Here is a 16,963-nt window from a genome sequence, read left to right as displayed (position 1 = left end):
CACCGCCTCGCCGCATGCCACGACACCCCCGTCGGGCGGGGCTACCGCCACCCCCGTCTTCACACCCGACACGTCGCTCGTCCCCAGAACCTCGAAGAACGGACAGAGGCTGGTGGAGTCGGTGGTGTTCGCTCCCGGTGACTGGGGGCGGGACTTCGTCGCCCAGGATCCCGCCGTGAGCCGGCCGGGCACCTGGGCCGTGCTGGACGACGACTGCCGCTGGGAGCGGGAGAAGGCTCCCAGGGGAGTACTGGCCAGCCTGTCCCGCTACAGTCTGCTGCCCGCCGACGGCTCCAAGGGTGCCGTCAAAGTGACCGCCGTGGCCACCGCACACTCCTCCGCCCTCGGCGCCGACGAACAACTGAGCACCACCCTGGAGGAAGTTCTGCGCTGCCCGGAGCAGCACCCCCGAGCCGGCGCGCGGATCACGGGTCTGAACTCGCTCGGCACCCCCTTCGGCGCGCGCGAGCAGGAGTACGCCGATGACTCCGTGCTGGAGGCCGGGCAGTACGTCGACAAGGACGGTGCCGCACAGCCGTACCGGTGGATGGTCGCCCGGCTGGGCACGGTCGTCGTGGCCGTCTCCGTGACGGGCGCGAAGGGGCACACCGAGCAGGAACTCCAACAACTGGGCGCCGACGCCCTGGGGCAGATGCTGGTGCGCGTCCAGCAGCGGTTGAAGGGGAAGTGATGGAGCCGTTGCGTACTTCCGACCCGTCCAGGCTGGCGGGTCATCGGCTGCTCGGGCGGCTCGGCGCGGGCGGGATGGGTGTGGTCTACCTGGCCCGCTCGGCGGGTGGTTCGCTGGTCGCGCTGAAGGTGATCCAGGCCGAGTACGCCGAGGACGCCGGCTTCCGGGAGCGGTTCCGCAGGGAGGCGGAGACCGCACGCCGGATGACCAGTCCTTGGGTGGCGTCACTCATCGACGCAGACCCGGATGCGACGCAGCCCTGGCTGGCCACCGTCTTCGTGCCGGGACCCTCGCTCGGTGAGGCCGTCGCGGCCCACGGGCCGTTGCCCGTACGGGGCCTGCGCGTACTGGGGACTCGGCTCGCCCAGGCGTTGGGGGATCTGCACGGCGTCGGCCTCGTGCACCGGGACGTCAAGCCGGGCAATGTGCTGCTGGCGCTCGACGGGCCCCGGCTGATCGATTTCGGTGTGGCCCGCGATCCGCAGGACACCTCGCTCACCTCGACCGGTGTGGTGGTCGGCACCCCCGGCTTCCTGCCACCCGAACAAGCCCAGGGCACGGGCGAGTCGGGTGCGCCCGGCGACATCTTCTCGCTCGGCTGCGTGCTGGCCTTCGCGGCCACCGGCCGTCCCCCGTTCGGCACCGGCTCGCTGGACGCGCTGCTGTACCGCACGGTGCACGACGCCCCGGACCTGGAGGGCGTACCCCGGCCGCTCGCCGAGGTGGTGCGCGGCTGCCTGGAGAAGGACCCGCAGCTGCGGCCTACGGCGGAGGCGCTGTCGGAGACGCTCACGGTCACCGCGTCCGAAACGCCACCCGACCCGCGGGAGGCGCTGCGGGCGGTGCCTCCCGCGCCCCCGCAGGACACCGGCGCGCCGGATGCGGTCGCCGACGGCGAGGCCGGGCAGGCGGCCGACGGGCGATTCCCGGCGGACGAAGCCTGGTTGCCCGAGCCGTTGGTCCGGCTGATCGCGGAACGCTCCGCGGCCGGGCTCGCCCTGCCCGCCGTCGACGAGACCGAGGTCGACCCGGCGTCCGCCGGCACCGCCCCGCTGGACATCGCGGCCGCGCAGTCGGCTACCCGTGCCGTCGGCAGACGCCGGTTCCTGCTCCTGACCGCAGGCGCGGCGGTCGTCGCGGCCGGGGGCGGACTGGCGGCGTGGGCGGGGCTCGACCGTGACGGCGGCGGCCAGGACGACGCCACGCCGACGGCCACCGGTCCGGTGTACACCCTTGGTCTGCACGCTGACCTGACGGGTGATCAAAAGGCGGTCGGCCGGGCTCAGGAACGAGGACTGCGGCTCGCGGTCCACGAGTTCAACTCCCGTGCGGGCAAGCCCTTCACTCTCGCCGTGAAGACGGTGGACGACGGTGGCGATCCGACCCGGGCACCCAAGGCGGCCAAGGAACTCGTCGCCGACCGTTCGGTGCTGGCGGTGATCGGTCCCACCACGGACGACACCGCGCTGGCCTCGCTGGCGACGTACGACGCCGCGTCGCTGCCGCTCATCGCGGTGACGCCCGGCGCCACCGTGCTCCAGGTGATGGGCAGCCGGTCCTTCCTCCACGCCCGGGTGACGGACACGCTCCTGCCCCTCTATCTCGACGCGTACCTGCGCGGTACGGCGAAGTCACGCACGGTCGGGATAGTCGACGACAGGGCTGCGGACGCCTACGCCTGGGAGATCAGCAGCACCCTCGCCGATGTCCTGCGCAAGGTCCCGCTGCCGACCGTGCCCAAGGTGGTCAGCGCACTGCGCACCGACTTCGGGCCGACCCTGGACGCCCTGCTGGACGGGGGCGCCGACTCGGTGGTCTTCGCCGGTTTCCACGACCGGGCCGCGCTGCTGGCCCGGGAGCTGACCAGCCGTGACTTCGCTGGAGTCAGGGCAGCCGCCCAAGGGGTGCTCGACGCCCGGTTCCTGTCCGCCGCGGGGGACGCGGCCGACGGCTGGGTGATCGTCGCCCCGGCCATGGACGCGACCGTGGCGCCTGAGGCGAAGGCGTTCAGGGCCTCCCACCGGGCGCTCTTCGGAGCGGAGCCGGAGCGGTACGCCGTGGAGACGTACGACGTGGCGCAGTTCGCGGTGAAGACGCTGCGGTCGCTGAGCGTGGGGCGCCGCACCCGGCCGACTCTGACGACGGCACTGCGATCGGGGTCGCACAAGGGCATCGCCCGGAACCTCGCATTCTCCAAGGAGACCGGGGCACTGGTGGCCGACGGCAGCGGGGTCTATTTGTGGAAGGTCGAGGGCGGCAGGTTCGCGTACCAGGGCACGGCGCCGTACCAGGTGGCCGGCTGATGGGGCGTTGATGGAGCCGTTGCGGGGAGCCGACCCGGCCAGGATCGCGGGTTACCGGCTGCTGCGCCGCCTCGGCGCGGGCGGTATGGGCGTGGTCTACCTGGCCCGCTCCGGTGGGGGTTCGCTGGCCGCGGTGAAGGTCATCCGCGCCGCGCACGCGGACGACCCGGGCTTTCGGGCCCGCTTCCGCCGCGAGGTGGAGACGGCGGGCCGGGTGGCGAACCCCTGGGTCGTGCCGCTGCTCGACGCGGATCCGGACGCGGAGTCGCCGTGGCTGGCCACGGAGTTCGTGCCGGGGCCCTCTCTCGCGGAGGCGGTGGAGGAGTGCGGCCCTCTGCCGTACCGGAGTGCCCGCGTTCTGGGGGCGCGGCTTGCCGAGGCGCTGGAGGCGGTGCACGGGGCGGGTCTGGTGCACCGGGACGTCAAGCCCGCCAATGTGCTGCTCGCGGTCGACGGGCCGCGGATGATCGACTTCGGGATCGCCCGGCCGCCGGAGGACACCGCGCTCACCGCCAGCGGGATGGTGGTCGGTTCCCCCGGGTTCCTCTCCCCCGAACAGGCCCAGGGGCGGGGCCGGGAGATCGGGCCCGCCAGCGACGTCTTCTCACTCGGCTGTCTGCTGGCGTACGCGGTGACGGGCGAGCGCCCCTTCGGGTGGGGCTCGGCGGCCGAGGCGCTGGTGCGGACGGTCCACGACGAGGCCGACCTGGACGCCGTACCGGCGCCGTTGCTGCCGCTGCTGCGGAACTGCCTGGCGAAGGAGCCCGGCGCCCGCCCCACCGTGCCCGAGGTCCAGGCGGCTCTGGAGCGTGCGGGCGAGGCCGGGGGCTGGTTGCCGGAGTCGCTCACCCGGCTGATCGCACGCCGTTCGGCCGCCGTCCTCGCTCTGCCCGCGGTCGAGGCGACCGAGGTGTCCGGCGCCCCGGCAGACGCCGACACGATGCCGGGCACGCGAGTACGGCCGAAGGGCACCACGCGGCGCCGCCTGCTGATGCTGGGCTCGTCCGCCGGGGTCGTGGCGGCGGGCGCCACGGCCACCTGGTGGACCGCGGGTCGCCCCCGCCGCGCGCCGGCACAAGGGGGCGGCACACGGCTCCCGGAGCAGGTGGTCGCCCTGCACGCCGATCTGACGGGAGACCGGAAGACGGCCGGCCTGGCGCAGCAGAACGGTGTCCGGCTCGCCGTCGACCACTTCAACTCCCGTGCCGACCGCGCCTTCGACCTCGCCCTCCAGGTGCACGACGACGCGGGCAGCACCACCCGGGCCCAGCAGATCGCGCGGCAACTATCGGCCGACGACCGGGTCCGCGCGGTGATCGGGCCGACCACCGACGCCTGCGCCAAGGCCGTCCTTGAGCAGTACCGGAAGGCGCTGCTGCCCATGGTCTGCGTGTCGGTCGGGCTCGACGGAGTGTCCGCCGCAAGGTACCGGACGTACGCGGCCACCCGGCCTCCCGACCGCAGCTTGGCGGCGCCCCTGGTCGCCCACCTCGTCCGCACCGTCCGAACGCGCAGAACGGTGCTGATCGACGACGTGGCCCAGGGCGACTTCAGCTGGGAGCTCTGCGCGGACGTCGCCCAGGCGCTCCGATCCGGACAGCGCACCACGACGCGGCGCACGCTCGCCGAGGAAGACACGGCCGACGACTTCCGTGCCCTCGCCGAGACGGTGACCAACTGGAAGGCGGACGCGGTGCTGTTCGCCGGAGGATCCGAACGCGCGGCGAAACTGGCGCGAGCACTGCGCGCGGCCGGCTACTCCGGAGCCCGGTTGGCCACCCAACGCGCCCTCGACACCCGCTTCTTCACCGTGGCCGGGGACGCCGCCGAAGGCTGGGTCTTCGCCACCGCCTTCCTCGATCCGACCCGCGTGACGGCAGCCAAGTCCTTCGTCGCCGACTACCGCAACCGCTTCGGCACCGCCCCGCCCTGGTACTCCGCGGAGGCCTACGACGCGACGCTCTTCGTGGCCCGCGCGCTGACGACTCCGGGTGCCTCCCTCACTGAACGGGGACCGCTCGTGGGGCGGCTGCGGGAGACCGACCACCGAGGAATCACCAAGCGGCTGCGCTACACGGCCTCAAGCACCGTCTACGCCACGAAGGCGATGTACCTCTTCCAGTCATCCGATGGCCGCTTCCGCTTTCTGGGCCAGTTCGAGGACGCCACGACCTGAGCCGCGTCGGATGACGATCGTGTCACTGCCCCCGCCGTTCTTCCAGGTACCGGGTCCGCCACTGCGGCAGGCAGTCGTGAAGGTACAACGCGAAAGGGACCCACCAGATCAGATCATTGGTCACAAGGATGACACCGGAAGCCAAAGGCCACTCGCCGGTGACCGCCAGCCACAGCCACCCGAGCGGTCCGAGGATCTTGCCGGCCAGGCCGACCGCCGCGATGGGGAAGCCTTCGGCTGGGCGCAGGGCCACGTCCAGGTAGAGCAGCCCGTACAGGCCGAGCACCATGCCCAGTGTCATGAAGATCTGCGGGTGGTTCTGCGGGGGCATGTCGGCGACCCGGAACAGCCATTGCGGGTCGACGGCCGCGTAGCAGCCCCAGGCGACGTTGTAGACGCCGGCCGCGACGAAGACCCGTCGGTGCAGCCGCTCACGGGGAATAGGAGAAGCATCACGTGATGTGAACACGACCGTATTGTCGGGTGCGGCGGCCAGTAGCATGCCACCGCATGGGGGAATCGAACATCGTTGTGGTCGGGGGCAGCGGCTTCTACGGCCGCTACGTCGTGGCCGATCTGCTGCGCCGACCCGACGTCCGCGTCACCGTCGTCTCCCGCAGCGCGCCGCATCCCGCTTCCTCGTCCGACCGGGTCCGGTGGGCCGCCGGCGACCGTGACGCCCCGGAGCGGCTGGCCGAACTCCTGGGTGACGCGGCGGCCGTCGTGCACTGCGCGGGCCCGTTCCAGGCCCTGGACGGCCCCGGCAGCCACCCGCTGGGGCCGCTGCGGGCGGCGGTGTCCGCGGGAGTGCCGTACGTCGACATCTGCGAGGACCGGGCCTTTCTGCGCGCGGCGAGCACGCTGGCCCGCTCGGCGACGGCTCCCGTGCTCACGGGGGCGTCCGTCGTGCCGGGCATGCAGGCACTGATCGTCCACGACCTCGCACATGGCATGGACCGAGTCGACACGGTGCTGTGCTGCGCCGCCCCCGACACCAGGCGGCACCGTGGCCCGGCGATGTTCGAGGCGATGATGCACGGCGCCGGACTGCCGTTCACCGCTCCTCGCGGGGGCGTGCCCACCGTGGTGCACGGCTGGTCCGAGCCCGAGTGGGCACTGTTCCCCCCACCGGTCGGCAGGCGCCTGGTGCACCAGGTGTACGAGATGGCCGACCTCGACGTCCTGGCCGAACTGTGCGGTGCCGGAACCATCACCTTCAAGGCGGGGACCGAATTCACCTCCGTCAACCGTGCGTTGGGGCTCTTCGCCGCCCTGCGGGCCCGCACCGGCCGCCCCCGCGCCACCCGGCACTGGACCCCGCTGGTGCGCGCGGTGTCGTGGCTCGTCGGCCGGGTCGGCGACGAGGCAGGCGGCTTCACCGTCAGCGTGAGCGGTGAGCGCGGCGGGCGAGCCATCACGCGGCGGCTGGGGATGACGGCCCGGCAGGACGGCGGGCGCATTCCCTCCCTGCTGGCCGGTATCGCCGTGGACCACCTGCTGTCGGGCCGGCTCCACACCACCGGCCTCGTCCCGCTCCACTCCTGGCTTGCGCCGCACGAACTACGTACGGCGCTGCGCGAGCGCGGAATCAGCCTGTGGCGCGGGGACGACGAGGACGAGTGGCGGCCGTGGCAGGAGTGACGAGCCGTCACCGTCCACGCCCACGTGGGTCCACACGACTACGTGTTCCGCTACGTGGTTCCCCGGATGCCGGAGCCCTGTCGCCGCTGCGATGATCGCTGCTCCAGCGGTACAGGAAAGGCAACGCATGAACCCGGGTCAGCAGATGGAATTCCATGCCTCCTGCGGGCATTTGATCTCGGCTCCGGCCGACCGGGCGGGGCAGGACGCCCGTTGCCCCCACTGTCACCAAGTGGTCCGGGTCCCGCAGACCGATGTGCCCTATGCCTCGCCCGTGCCCGTGCCGGCCGGTGCCACCGAGCCGATCGCGCTGACCGCCCTCTACGTGACCGCGCTGATCGGCGGTCTCATGGGGGCCGGACTCATCTACATGGTCATGTTCAACGAGTTCTCGGAGTCCGAGCTGGTCACGATCACACCACTGTGGTTCTTCCCGATCGTTTTCGGACTGTACGGCTTCGTCTCGCAGCGGCTCCTGCGCCGTATCGCCTCCGGGCGCGCAGGCACCTTGAGCGAGGCCGCCCGCATCACCATCGACGTGGCAGGGCATTGGGCGGCCCTCGTGCTGTTCCCGTTCCTGGTACTGAAGTGGCGCAGCTCCCTGCTCGTATCACTGGCCGCGGCGCTCTTCTGGGCCGTCCTGCTGTGGCTGTTCTTCACGGCCGTCTTCCCCAGCCTCTGAGCCCGGTCACCCGGCACACAAGGAAGTGCCGCACATCAGCGCCCGGTTCACCGAGCGCTGATGGTGCCCGGACCTCCGCTTCTTCGATCAGCCCGACGGTCCGCTGCAGCCCGAAGAACACCGCCGACGGGATATGTCCACCGCCACCACACTCAGCAAACGACACGTCCGGGACAACCGGCCCCTTCCTCCGAGATCCGCCGGTGATTGGACAGTCGCCAGGCCCCGTGAGGATGTTCAGCGCTCCGGGGCGCCGTCTCCAGCGAGCGCGACGAGGTCCGGAAGCATCCCGGCCAGTTCCTCCAGCAGCCTGTCCATGTCCACCACGTCCGGCAGCGGGTGGTGGACGAAGCAGACCCCGTCCTTCGTCACCGAGACCGCCGGTCCGGCAAGCTCGACGAGGCGCTCGGGCAGCTCCGAGGCATAGAACCGCTCGGTCGTCCCCGCGTGGTCGTCGCTCATCGGCAGGTACGGCGCATCCTGGTGGAAGCTGAGTCCGAGCTCCGCCGCGCTCCAACTCCGCTCCAGACGTAGGTTCGGTCCGCTGCTCTGCACGTCGAAGACGACGACCAACCAGTGGGCGTCGACCCTGCTCGTCAGATTCTCGACGAGCCTGGCGACGGTGACCCGGTGCTCACCGAGCGGGCCGGTCACGGTGGTCCCGTGCTGCGCGCGCAGCAGCCAGGGGAAGTGGATCGCATAACCGGACCACTGCGCCCCGTCCTTGTCGCGCTTGAGCTGCTCCCAGTCAGGACGAGCAGCAAGCGCACGCATCGCCCGGTCCGCCTTGCCGACCCGGCGGGCGGTACGGACCGCGAAGGTCAAGCCGATCAAGGACGGGGCCAAGATGACGGCGAGAAAGATGATCCAGCCCAACACGTGGTCCTTTCGCTCCGGCCAGGGAAACCCGGGGGCCCGTATCTTCGCGTCCCGGGTCGCTGCGGGGCATCCAGGAAACTACGTAGAGAACTACCGAATCCGGCGCCATCGTGCCGCGAAGCCTCAGGCCGAGCGCACTCGGCAGCGCCATCAAGGGCTGACCTGTGTTCCCCGCCGACTCGCGCTGAGGGCCCTGCTGCCCGCCCGCCGTCAGCTCGTGAAACGCCACGTCCCGTGCGGCACCCGGTAGACGGCGAACCCGCTGTCCGTACGCAGATGCCGGGCACCGTCAGGTGCCGTCACCTCCTCCCGGCCCTCCGCTGGAACATGGATCTCCGCGATCGCGCCCACCGGCACCCGCACCTCCATCGCGAAGCCGTCCGCCGTCTGTGACCAGGCGACGCCCGCGGTTCCCCGGACGGTGCGGATCGACGTACGGGCCCAGTCCACCCCGGTCCGGGCGTCGGGCCGTACGGTGAACGTCGCGTAGCCGGCGTCACCGGGCCGCAGGCCTGCCACGTTCTCGTAGAGCCACTGGGCCGCGGTGCCCTGGAAGTAGTGGTCGCGGGAGCGGGAGTCATGAGGCCACATCTCCCACATGGTGTCCGCGCCGTTGTCGTGCCAGTAGCCCCAGCCGGGGTAGGTGCGCTGCGTCGCCACGGCATGGGCCAGGTCCGGCCTTCCGTGCGCGCACAGCACCCGCAGCAGCACGCTCGTGCCCAGCGCACCGGTGTTGAGGTGGTTTCCGCGGCGTTCGACGTCCCGCACCAGGCTGTCGAAAACGGAGTCGCGGGCGTTGTCCGGTACTAGGCCGAAGGCGAGCGGAATCGCGTTGGAGGTCTGGCGGTAGTCGGGGTCCTTGGCTGTCCGGTAGTGGCCGTCCGCGCCCAGGAAAGCCGCGTTGAGGGCTGTCTTCAGCTGCTCGGCGGCCTTCCGGTAGCGCGTCACCACGTCGTCGGCACGCAGCACCTCCCCCATGTCGGCGGTGTCCAGCAGCGCCCGGTAGAGGTAGGCGGTCGCGGTCAGCCGGGTGTCCTCCGGGGGATTGCCGCCGTATCCGGGGGCGAGGTAGTCGCCCAGTGCCGTGACGGCGAGGCCGTCGCGCAGCCGGGACAACTCCCAGTCCAGGTACCGGGTGAGCGTCGTCCAGTGTTCACGCGCCGCCCGCTCGTCGCCGTACACCCGGTAGAACTCCCGGATGAGGAACGGGTACACGGTCGTCCACTCGGGCGAGGGCCCGAGGTCGCCGTAGCCCCAGCCGCCGCTCGGCACGATGACGGGCAGCTGGCCGTCGTCCGTCTGGCTGTCGGCGAGGTCGCCCAGCCATTTGGACAGCATGCGGTGCATGGCGAACGCGTAGGTCATCACCGGTGTGCCGAGTTGGGCGTCGCCGGTCCAGCCGTTCTTCTCGTACATCGGGGTGTCGGTCGGAATGCCGTGCATGTTGTTCAGCACGGTCCGCCGCATGGCCCGGTCGAGCCATTCGTAGAAGGGCTCCGAGCAGGCGAAGGAACTGATCTCGTCCAGTGGGGTGTGCACCAGGCGGCCGAGGATCCGCCATCCGTCGTCGGACGTCTCGGGCAGGCCGCTGATCTGGACGTACCGGAAGCCCTTGTAGGAGAAGGCGGGCTCCCAGCTCTCCTCCTCCCGGCCGGCGCAGATGTACTCGTCGCGCTGGAAGCGGCCCGGGACGTGCGATGTCTCGGCCGACACGCTGCCGTCGGGCTTCAGCTTCTCGCCGTAGGTGAGTTGGAGGCTGGTGCCCGCGGGGAGGTTGCGCACCGTGATCCGGGCCCAGCCGGCCATCGTGCGGCCCATGTCCACCAGGTGCACCCCGGGGGCGAGGCGGGTTGTCTTCTTGGGGTTGAAGGAGTCGATGACCTCGATTCCGTCGTGGGGCTGCGCCCGCAGGTGTCCCTTGGGTGCACCCTGCACCGCGGCCGGGCGCCAGGAGGAATCGTCGAAGCCGGGACTGGTCCACGGGCCCGGTTCGCGGCGGGCGTCGTATGTCTCCCCGGCGTAGAGGGAGTTGGAGAGAGTTGGCCCCTCGGTGATCCGCCACTGGTCGTCGGTGACGAGTGCCGTGCGGGAGCCGTCGGGGTGCTCGATCTCCAGGCGGGCGACGAGGCGCGGTTCGGAGTGCCAAGGCGGCCGGTGCCAGTTCCAGACGTTCGGGGTGGTCATGCCGAAGAACCCGCGGCCCAGGCTCACTCCGATCGCGTTGGCGCCCCGGCGCAGGAGTTCCGTGACGTCGTGGACGGCGTACAGCACGGTCTCGTCGTAGTCGGTGAAGCCTGGGTCGAGCACCTGTCGTCCAACGCGCCGGCCGTTGATCCGTGCCTCGTGGTAGGCCAGGCCGCTGATGTAGAGCCTGGCACGGCTCACCCGGCCCGGTACCTCGAACTCCCTGCGCAGGAGCGGGGCCGGCCGCTCCGGCACGGCGACACTCACGCCCGTACCCCAGGGACCTTGGCCGTACGGGGCGAGCACAACCGCCGGAGGCCACGCGGAGTCGTCGAACTCCGGCTCCTGCCAGCCCTGTTGCTCCGTGTCGGTCACTCGCCATCCGGCATCGCTGAGGAGTTCGTACGTCCGTCCCGTCGACGTCTCCACGCGCAGGCGGACCAGCAGCCCCGCCGGGTTGACCGAGGCGCCGGCACGGTTGGTGGCACTCGCGGCGAGGACGACGTCCGTGCCGGCGGCCGCGGCCTCCCTCACCTCGTGTGTCACGTCGGCGGTCCTACCGCTCCTCCAGCCGTCCTGCTGTTGGGGCGCCTGCACTGCCTCCCGGCCGTTGAGGTACAGGGTGAAGTCGTCGTCCGCGGTGGCCAGCACGGTGGCCTTGAGCACCTCGCCGTCGCCTGGCAGGTCCAGGTGGGACCGGAACCATCTGGTGCCCACGGGGGCGTTCTCCAGGCTCGCCCCGGTGGCCCAGATCCACGACGCACCGGTGAAGTCGAGGGGCGTGGGATAGTCCACGCCGATCCAACTGGCGCCCCACTCCTCCGGGGACAACGTTGTCTCCCACCAGCGAGGCGCGCTCCAGGCCGACTCCTTCCCCTGCCCGTCCCACACCTTGACCCGCCAGGTGTACCGAGTACGGGGCTTCAGCGCCGGGCCGCCGTAGGCCACGCCGACGCTGTTCGGGGACGTCACCTTGCCCGAGTCCCACACCAGCGATCCGGCCCACCCCGCCCCGCCGGCCCTCACCTGTATGCGATAGGCGGTCTGCCGCGCACCACGTCCCGAGGACGACAATTCCCAGGCAAGTCGGGGACGAGCCACGTCGGTTCCGAGGACGTTCTCCGCGTGCTCCACGGTCGTGCGCGTGACGCGAAGCCCGCGGGTCCCGTCCGCCTCGGAGGCTTGGAGACCGAGAGCCGGCACCGCCGTCGCGGGCGTCGCCGCCGAGAGGGCGGGAATTCCGGTGCCCACCGTTCCCGCGGTGGCGCGAAGAAAGGTCCTGCGGTCCCATTTTCCGGGCATGTCCACTCCCCTGCTCACTGGGTCGCACTTCAATGAATGAAACGATTCAACGAGCCTTCATTCGGATCCTATGAGCGAGCCATGTCCGCCCACAAGACTCCGGAAGCGTCATGGCGATGATCCGGCGGGAGTTCTCGACTCCGAAGACGCCGACATGCCGGCCCCCTTGGCCCCTTGGAGCAACCACGCCCCCAACCGACTCCTGCCAGAACCATTGACAACGATGTCAGAGGCGTGATCTAGTCCGCTTCCGTCCAGCCATGTGCCCCTTCCTCGGCACCCACAGCCGAGCCAATTCCGCCGCTGTGTCCGTCACTTGCCGATCACTTCTCATGCCGTACAGCGCATGACGGGTGAGGAACAGGAGACCGCCTCCATGCACAGACCCCTGCACCGACTGCGCAACCGCGCATCAACCGTGTTTGCCGCACTGCTCGTCGCCGGCGGTGCCCTGAGCCCGGCGCCGGCCGTCGCCCAGGGCACCGAGGCGGCGGCAGGCCAACTCACCTCCCTGGTCAACCCGTTCATCGGCACCCAGAACTTCGGCAACACCTTCCCCGGCGCGAGTGCACCCTTCGGCATGGTCCAGGTCAGCCCGGACACCGGCGGCCAGGGAGGCTACGACTACCAGCAGGACAAGATCCTCGGGTTCAGCCAGACGCACCTCTCCGGCGTCGGCTGCTCCGTCATGGGCGAGCTGCCCCTGATGCCGACGACCGGAGCCGTCGACAGCGTCGACCCCGATGTCTACCGCTCCGAGTACTCGCACGACGACGAGGACGCCGAACCCGGCTACTACCGCGTCGGGCTGAAGAAGTACGGGATCGACGCCGAGCTGACCGCCACCCCCCGCACGGGATGGCAGCGCTACACCTTCCCCTCGACCGACCGCGCCAACGTCCTGTTCAACACGGGCAGGGCGAACCAGAAGGTGTACGGCTCGGAGGTCCACGTCGTCGGCGACCGTACCGTCGAGGGCCGCGTGGAGGCGGGCAACTTCTGCGCGGGCAAGGACCGGCACACCGTCTACTTCACGGCGACCTTCGACAGGCCGTTCACCGCGCACGGCACCTGGCGCGGAACCACTCCCTCCCCCGGTGAACGGGACGCGGCCGGCGAGGGCGGCAACGGCGCCTGGGTGACCTTCGACGCCGCCGCCGACCGCGACGTCGTCGTCAAGGTGGGGCTCTCCTACACGGGTGTCGAAGGCGCCCGGAAGAACCTCGAGGCGGAGACGGACGACTCGTACGACTTCGACGCGACCCGCACGGCGCTGCACGAGACCTGGGAGCGGCAGCTCGACGCCGTCCGGATCGGCGGCGGGTCGGAGGAGCGGCAACGCGCCTTCTACTCTGCGCTCTACCACTCGCAGCTGCACCCGAACCTCGCCGGGGACGTCGACGGCCGCTATGCGGGCTTCGACGGGAAGACGCATCTCGCCTCGGGCTTCACGCCGTATCAGAACCTGTCGCTGTGGGACACCCACCGGCCGCAGAACCAGTTGTTGCAGATGCTGCAACCGAAGGTCGCCCGTGATGTCGCCTTGTCGGTCGTCGCGATCGGACGGGACGGTGGCTGGCTGCCGCGCTGGTCGCTCGCCAACAGCGAGACCAACATCATGACCGGCGACCCGGTCACTCCGTTCCTGGTCGAGGCCTGGTCCAAGGGCCTGCTCGCGGGGTACGAGAAGGAGGCGTACGCGCTCCTGCGGAAGAACGCGGTGAGCACGCCGCCGGACGATTCCCCCTACAACGGCCGTGCGGGGGTGGCCGCGTACAGCGAGCGTGGCTACATGCCCAGCGGGCTCGAACTGGGGAAGGACTGCGCGGACAAGGGCGGCGACAACGACTGCCGGCACCCGGCCTCGGCGACGCTGGAGTACGCGGCGGCGGACGCGTCGCTGGCCCTGATGGCCAAGGGGCTGGGGCACACCGCGGACGCCCGCCTGTTCGCGGCACGCGGCCAGTGGTACCGCAATCTGTGGGATTCCTCCATCAAGCAGTTCCGGCCGCGCACGGTCGACGGCACCTGGCTGACGCCCTACGACCCTGTCGAGGCGGGCCATCAGTTCCATGAGGGCGGCGCCTACCAGTACCAGTGGCTGGTGCCCCAGGACCCGGCCGGGCTCGTCTCTCTGATGGGCGGCAAGCGGGAGACCGAGAAGCGGCTCGACGCCTTCTTCGCCTACGACAGACTCCTCGCCGACCCCGCCAGGACCGCACGCGAGGACTGGATCTCGGCACCGTACGACTACTACGGCAAGCCGACCTACAACCCGAACAACGAGCCCGATCTGCACTCCCCGTACATGTACCTGTGGGCCGGCGCACCCGCCAAGACGGCCACCGTGGTCCGTGCCGCGATGACACTCTTCACGGACGGGCCCGACGGCATGACCGGCAATGACGACCTGGGCACCATGTCGGCGTGGTACGTCTTCTCCTCCCTGGGCCTGTACCCGACGACGAACGGCGGCGACTTCCTCGCCGTCTCCAGTCCGCAGTTCCCCTCGGCGGTCATCCGCATCGGCGACTACGGCAAGCAGCAGGGCGGCACGCTGACCGTCAAGGCACCGGGTACGAGCGACACGCGACGCTATGTGCGGCAGGCCAAGTTCGGCGGGAAGAACCTGAGCGCCACCTGGCTGGACTGGGACGCGGTAGCCAGGGGTGGAAACCTCGCCTTCGAGATGTCCGGCCGGCCGTCGACATGGGGCACGGGCAAGGGCGCCGAGCCGCCGTCCGTGAACCGCGCGGCAGCCGATGGGCGCCGCCACCTCGACGCCTCGCTGCGCACGGCTTCCGATGTCCTGCCGACGGCCGACGGCGCTCAGAGCGTCCGTCTGCAGATGGACGTGCTGGGTCAGTCCCCCGGCACCCTGCGGGTGGACGTGGCGGCGAAGGCTCCCAGTGGCTGGACCGCGAAGACGCCCGCGTCCTTCTCGCTCACGTCCGATCGGCTTCCCGTCCAGCGGACGGCAGCGGTGGACGTCAGTGTGCCGGCCAACACCGCGCCGGGTACGTACACCGTGCGGGTCACGGCGAGCGCGAAGGGTGTGAAGGGTGTGAAACCCGTGGAACGCCTCGCGACCATTGAGATACGCGCGGCGGCCCGTTGCGCGGAAGGTGCTGGTGAGATGTGCGCCGTCGACCTGCGCAAGGAGGTGAACCACGACGGTGCCGCGACCGTCGCGGCGTCCGACGAAGGTGACTTCGACGGAGGGGGATGGAGCTTTGACGGTGATCTGCTGCCGGCGGCGGGTCCGGTCGTCTGGGACGGCGTTACGTACGACGCTCCGGATCCGTCCGGGACGGCCCTGAACTTCGTCGAGGCCCGCGGTCAGGCCATGCTGCTCCCGGCCGGGTCGTACGGCGCCCTGCGCCTGGTCGCCGTGGCCCATCACGGTCCGGCGACGACTGCGCTCACCGTCCGCTACACCGACGGCAGCACCGCCGAGGTGCCGGTGACCGTGGGCGACTGGGCGGGATCGACACCCCAGGGCAGCACGGTGGTGCTGGAGATGCCGCACCGGATCAAGCGCGGGCAGGGCGTGGACGGCCCGCCGGTGCGGCTGTTCGGTGCGTCGGCGGCCCTCGACGCGTCGAAGACGGTGCGTTCCGTCGGCCTCCCGAACGATCCCCGAGTGCAGATCTACGCCGTCACTCTCAAGTAGCCCTCCACACCACTCTCAAGTAGCACTCCGCGCTGTCCGGCGCTTCAGCGACGGGGTGGGCGGGGCTGGGACCGCCAAGTGGCGAACAGCCCCGCCCCCACGCCGCTCACGGCGGTCAGTGCCGCCGGGCCGGCCCATACGTACACGGCGGCCGACAGGCCCAGGAGGACGAGCAGCGCGGCCAGTTCGACGATCCGTGTCTCGTGCTTCTCTTCATCGTTCATGCCGACCAGTCCAGCGGCCCGCGCCTCGGCGAGCGAGCGCACCGGAAGGACCCGGCACCGATCGTCCGAAGCCGGAGCGGACCGGAAGGGATCGGAGGATCCGGGAAGGGACCGGCAGGGTGGGAGTGAGTGGGGCGAATGCCCCGCGAAAGCCGTCGACCTGGTCCTAGCATGGGGCCCGAGCTGCGGCAGGGGGATGTGTGAACGGTGGGTACGAAGACGAACTCGCGGCCTTCGCGGAGCAGCTGAGTGACCTTCACATAGCGGCGGGCCGTCCGAGTCATTCGGAGATCAGCAAACGCGCGGTGTCCGTCACGCTGCCGAAATCCACCGTCAATGACGCGCTGCACGGAAAACGCCTGCCGAAACGCGAGTTCCTGATCGCTCTGGTCCGCGTCCTGGTCGCCTGCGGAGACAACAAGGACACGGTCCGGATCAGCCACGACGATCCTCGCCTCGCCGACTGGGCGGAGAGGTGGAACCGCCTGGCCCGCCTGGAGAAACAGCGAAAGCGTGTCCAGGCGGACCAGCCGGCGGCGTATTCGCTCCCCGCGAGCCCGAGCATCGAGTACGAACGTCCGCCCCGCGACGCATCCAGCCACCAGTTGGAGGCCGCGAAGGAGGGACTCCAGGAAATCCTGGCCGACCTCAAAACGTACGAGGACCGGGCGCGCGACGAGTTCCGCGAGCTCCTCGACGAGAAAGCTCAGGTCGAAGCGGAGCTGCGCGACCTGGAGAGAGAACTCGGACAGCAGCGCGCCGACCACGCCGAACTGAAACGGAAGATCGCGAAACTTCAGCGAGACCGTCTCCGGCTGGACCGGCAGGTGCGGGAACTGCGTCAGCGGCTCAACGAGATTCCGACCGAAAGGCTGGCCCTCGTCGAGGAGCAGAACGAAATCCTCACCCGGCAGCACAGCAACACATACGAATGGGGTCGTTACGAGACCCTGACCCGGGAGCGGATCGAGGCGGAGATGGACGCGGTCCGCGGCACCCTGTCGAAGGAGATCACCCGGCTGACGGATGAACTGGCGGACAGCGCACGGAAGCTGGCGGCAGCCGACCTGCTCATCCGGGACCTCAAGAACCGCTGATCCGCACCGCGGGTGCATTTCTCCTATGGCCCCTGAGGAATTCAGCCGCAAAACGGAGTGGATGCGCACCTGACGGGCCCTTCGATCTCACCCTCGGACATGTCGGCGCTT

General features: G+C 70.5%; 11 protein-coding genes. 7 read left to right on the top strand and 4 right to left on the bottom strand.

The genetic code is table 11. The annotated features are described in order from the left end of the window. Window positions 1-124 precede the first annotated feature (124 nt). The 3 genes from PGH47_RS41525 to PGH47_RS41515 are packed head-to-tail and all read left to right on the top strand — an operon-like array spanning window position 125 to window position 5,170. The gene (locus tag PGH47_RS41525) at window positions 125-691 is read left to right on the top strand and encodes a hypothetical protein (protein ID WP_271667808.1); all 567 of its coding nucleotides are present in this window, start codon (window positions 125-127) and stop codon (window positions 689-691) included. Further along, the gene (locus tag PGH47_RS41520) at window positions 691-2,994 is read left to right on the top strand and encodes a bifunctional serine/threonine-protein kinase/ABC transporter substrate-binding protein (protein ID WP_271667807.1); all 2,304 of its coding nucleotides are present in this window, start codon (window positions 691-693) and stop codon (window positions 2,992-2,994) included. The genes PGH47_RS41525 and PGH47_RS41520 overlap by 1 nt, the downstream gene beginning before the upstream one ends. A gap of 10 nt (window positions 2,995-3,004) precedes the next feature. Then, window positions 3,005-5,170, top strand: coding sequence for a bifunctional serine/threonine-protein kinase/ABC transporter substrate-binding protein (locus PGH47_RS41515; RefSeq protein WP_271667806.1), 2,166 nt, complete (start codon window positions 3,005-3,007; stop codon window positions 5,168-5,170). A 22-nt stretch (window positions 5,171-5,192) separates the two neighbouring features. Here PGH47_RS41515 and PGH47_RS41510 read toward each other — a convergent pair whose 3' ends face one another. Then, window positions 5,193-5,639, bottom strand: a complete 447-nt coding sequence (locus PGH47_RS41510; RefSeq protein ID WP_271667805.1) for a hypothetical protein — start codon at window positions 5,637-5,639, stop codon at window positions 5,193-5,195. A 41-nt stretch (window positions 5,640-5,680) separates the two neighbouring features. Here PGH47_RS41510 and PGH47_RS41505 point away from each other — a divergent pair, with 41 nt between their 5' ends. Both PGH47_RS41505 and PGH47_RS41500 read left to right on the top strand, forming a co-directional pair. Next, entirely contained in the window at window positions 5,681-6,811 is a 1,131-nt protein-coding gene (locus tag PGH47_RS41505) for a saccharopine dehydrogenase family protein (protein ID WP_271667804.1), read from the top strand. Between the two features lie 232 nt (window positions 6,812-7,043). Further along, window positions 7,044-7,493 (top strand): hypothetical protein, encoded by a 450-nt coding sequence (locus PGH47_RS41500; protein WP_271667803.1) that lies wholly within the window; start codon window positions 7,044-7,046, stop codon window positions 7,491-7,493. Between the two features lie 237 nt (window positions 7,494-7,730). Here the strand turns inward: PGH47_RS41500 and PGH47_RS41495 are convergent, their stop codons facing one another. Both PGH47_RS41495 and PGH47_RS41490 read right to left on the bottom strand, forming a co-directional pair. Then, entirely contained in the window at window positions 7,731-8,327 is a 597-nt protein-coding gene (locus tag PGH47_RS41495; RefSeq protein ID WP_271667802.1) for a hypothetical protein, read from the bottom strand. 255 nt (window positions 8,328-8,582) lie between these two features. Next, window positions 8,583-11,858, bottom strand: a complete 3,276-nt coding sequence (locus tag PGH47_RS41490; protein ID WP_271667801.1) for a family 78 glycoside hydrolase catalytic domain — start codon at window positions 11,856-11,858, stop codon at window positions 8,583-8,585. A gap of 376 nt (window positions 11,859-12,234) precedes the next feature. Here PGH47_RS41490 and PGH47_RS41485 point away from each other — a divergent pair, with 376 nt between their 5' ends. Continuing rightward, window positions 12,235-15,531 (top strand): GH92 family glycosyl hydrolase, encoded by a 3,297-nt coding sequence (locus PGH47_RS41485; protein ID WP_271668282.1) that lies wholly within the window; start codon window positions 12,235-12,237, stop codon window positions 15,529-15,531. A 44-nt stretch (window positions 15,532-15,575) separates the two neighbouring features. On the opposite strand, the gene PGH47_RS41480 is transcribed toward PGH47_RS41485, so the two are convergent. Further along, window positions 15,576-15,755 (bottom strand): hypothetical protein, encoded by a 180-nt coding sequence (locus PGH47_RS41480; RefSeq protein ID WP_030966747.1) that lies wholly within the window; start codon window positions 15,753-15,755, stop codon window positions 15,576-15,578. A gap of 200 nt (window positions 15,756-15,955) precedes the next feature. On the opposite strand from PGH47_RS41480, the gene PGH47_RS41475 reads away from it, so the two are divergent. After that, the gene (locus PGH47_RS41475) at window positions 15,956-16,852 is read left to right on the top strand and encodes a hypothetical protein (RefSeq protein ID WP_271667800.1); all 897 of its coding nucleotides are present in this window, start codon (window positions 15,956-15,958) and stop codon (window positions 16,850-16,852) included. The last annotated feature ends 111 nt before the right edge of the window (window positions 16,853-16,963 follow it).

The sequence above is a fragment of the Streptomyces sp. HUAS 31 genome (assembly GCF_028198125.1).
Classification (GTDB): domain Bacteria; phylum Actinomycetota; class Actinomycetes; order Streptomycetales; family Streptomycetaceae; genus Streptomyces; species Streptomyces chartreusis.
This window is presented reverse-complemented; position numbering and strand designations above follow the sequence as displayed.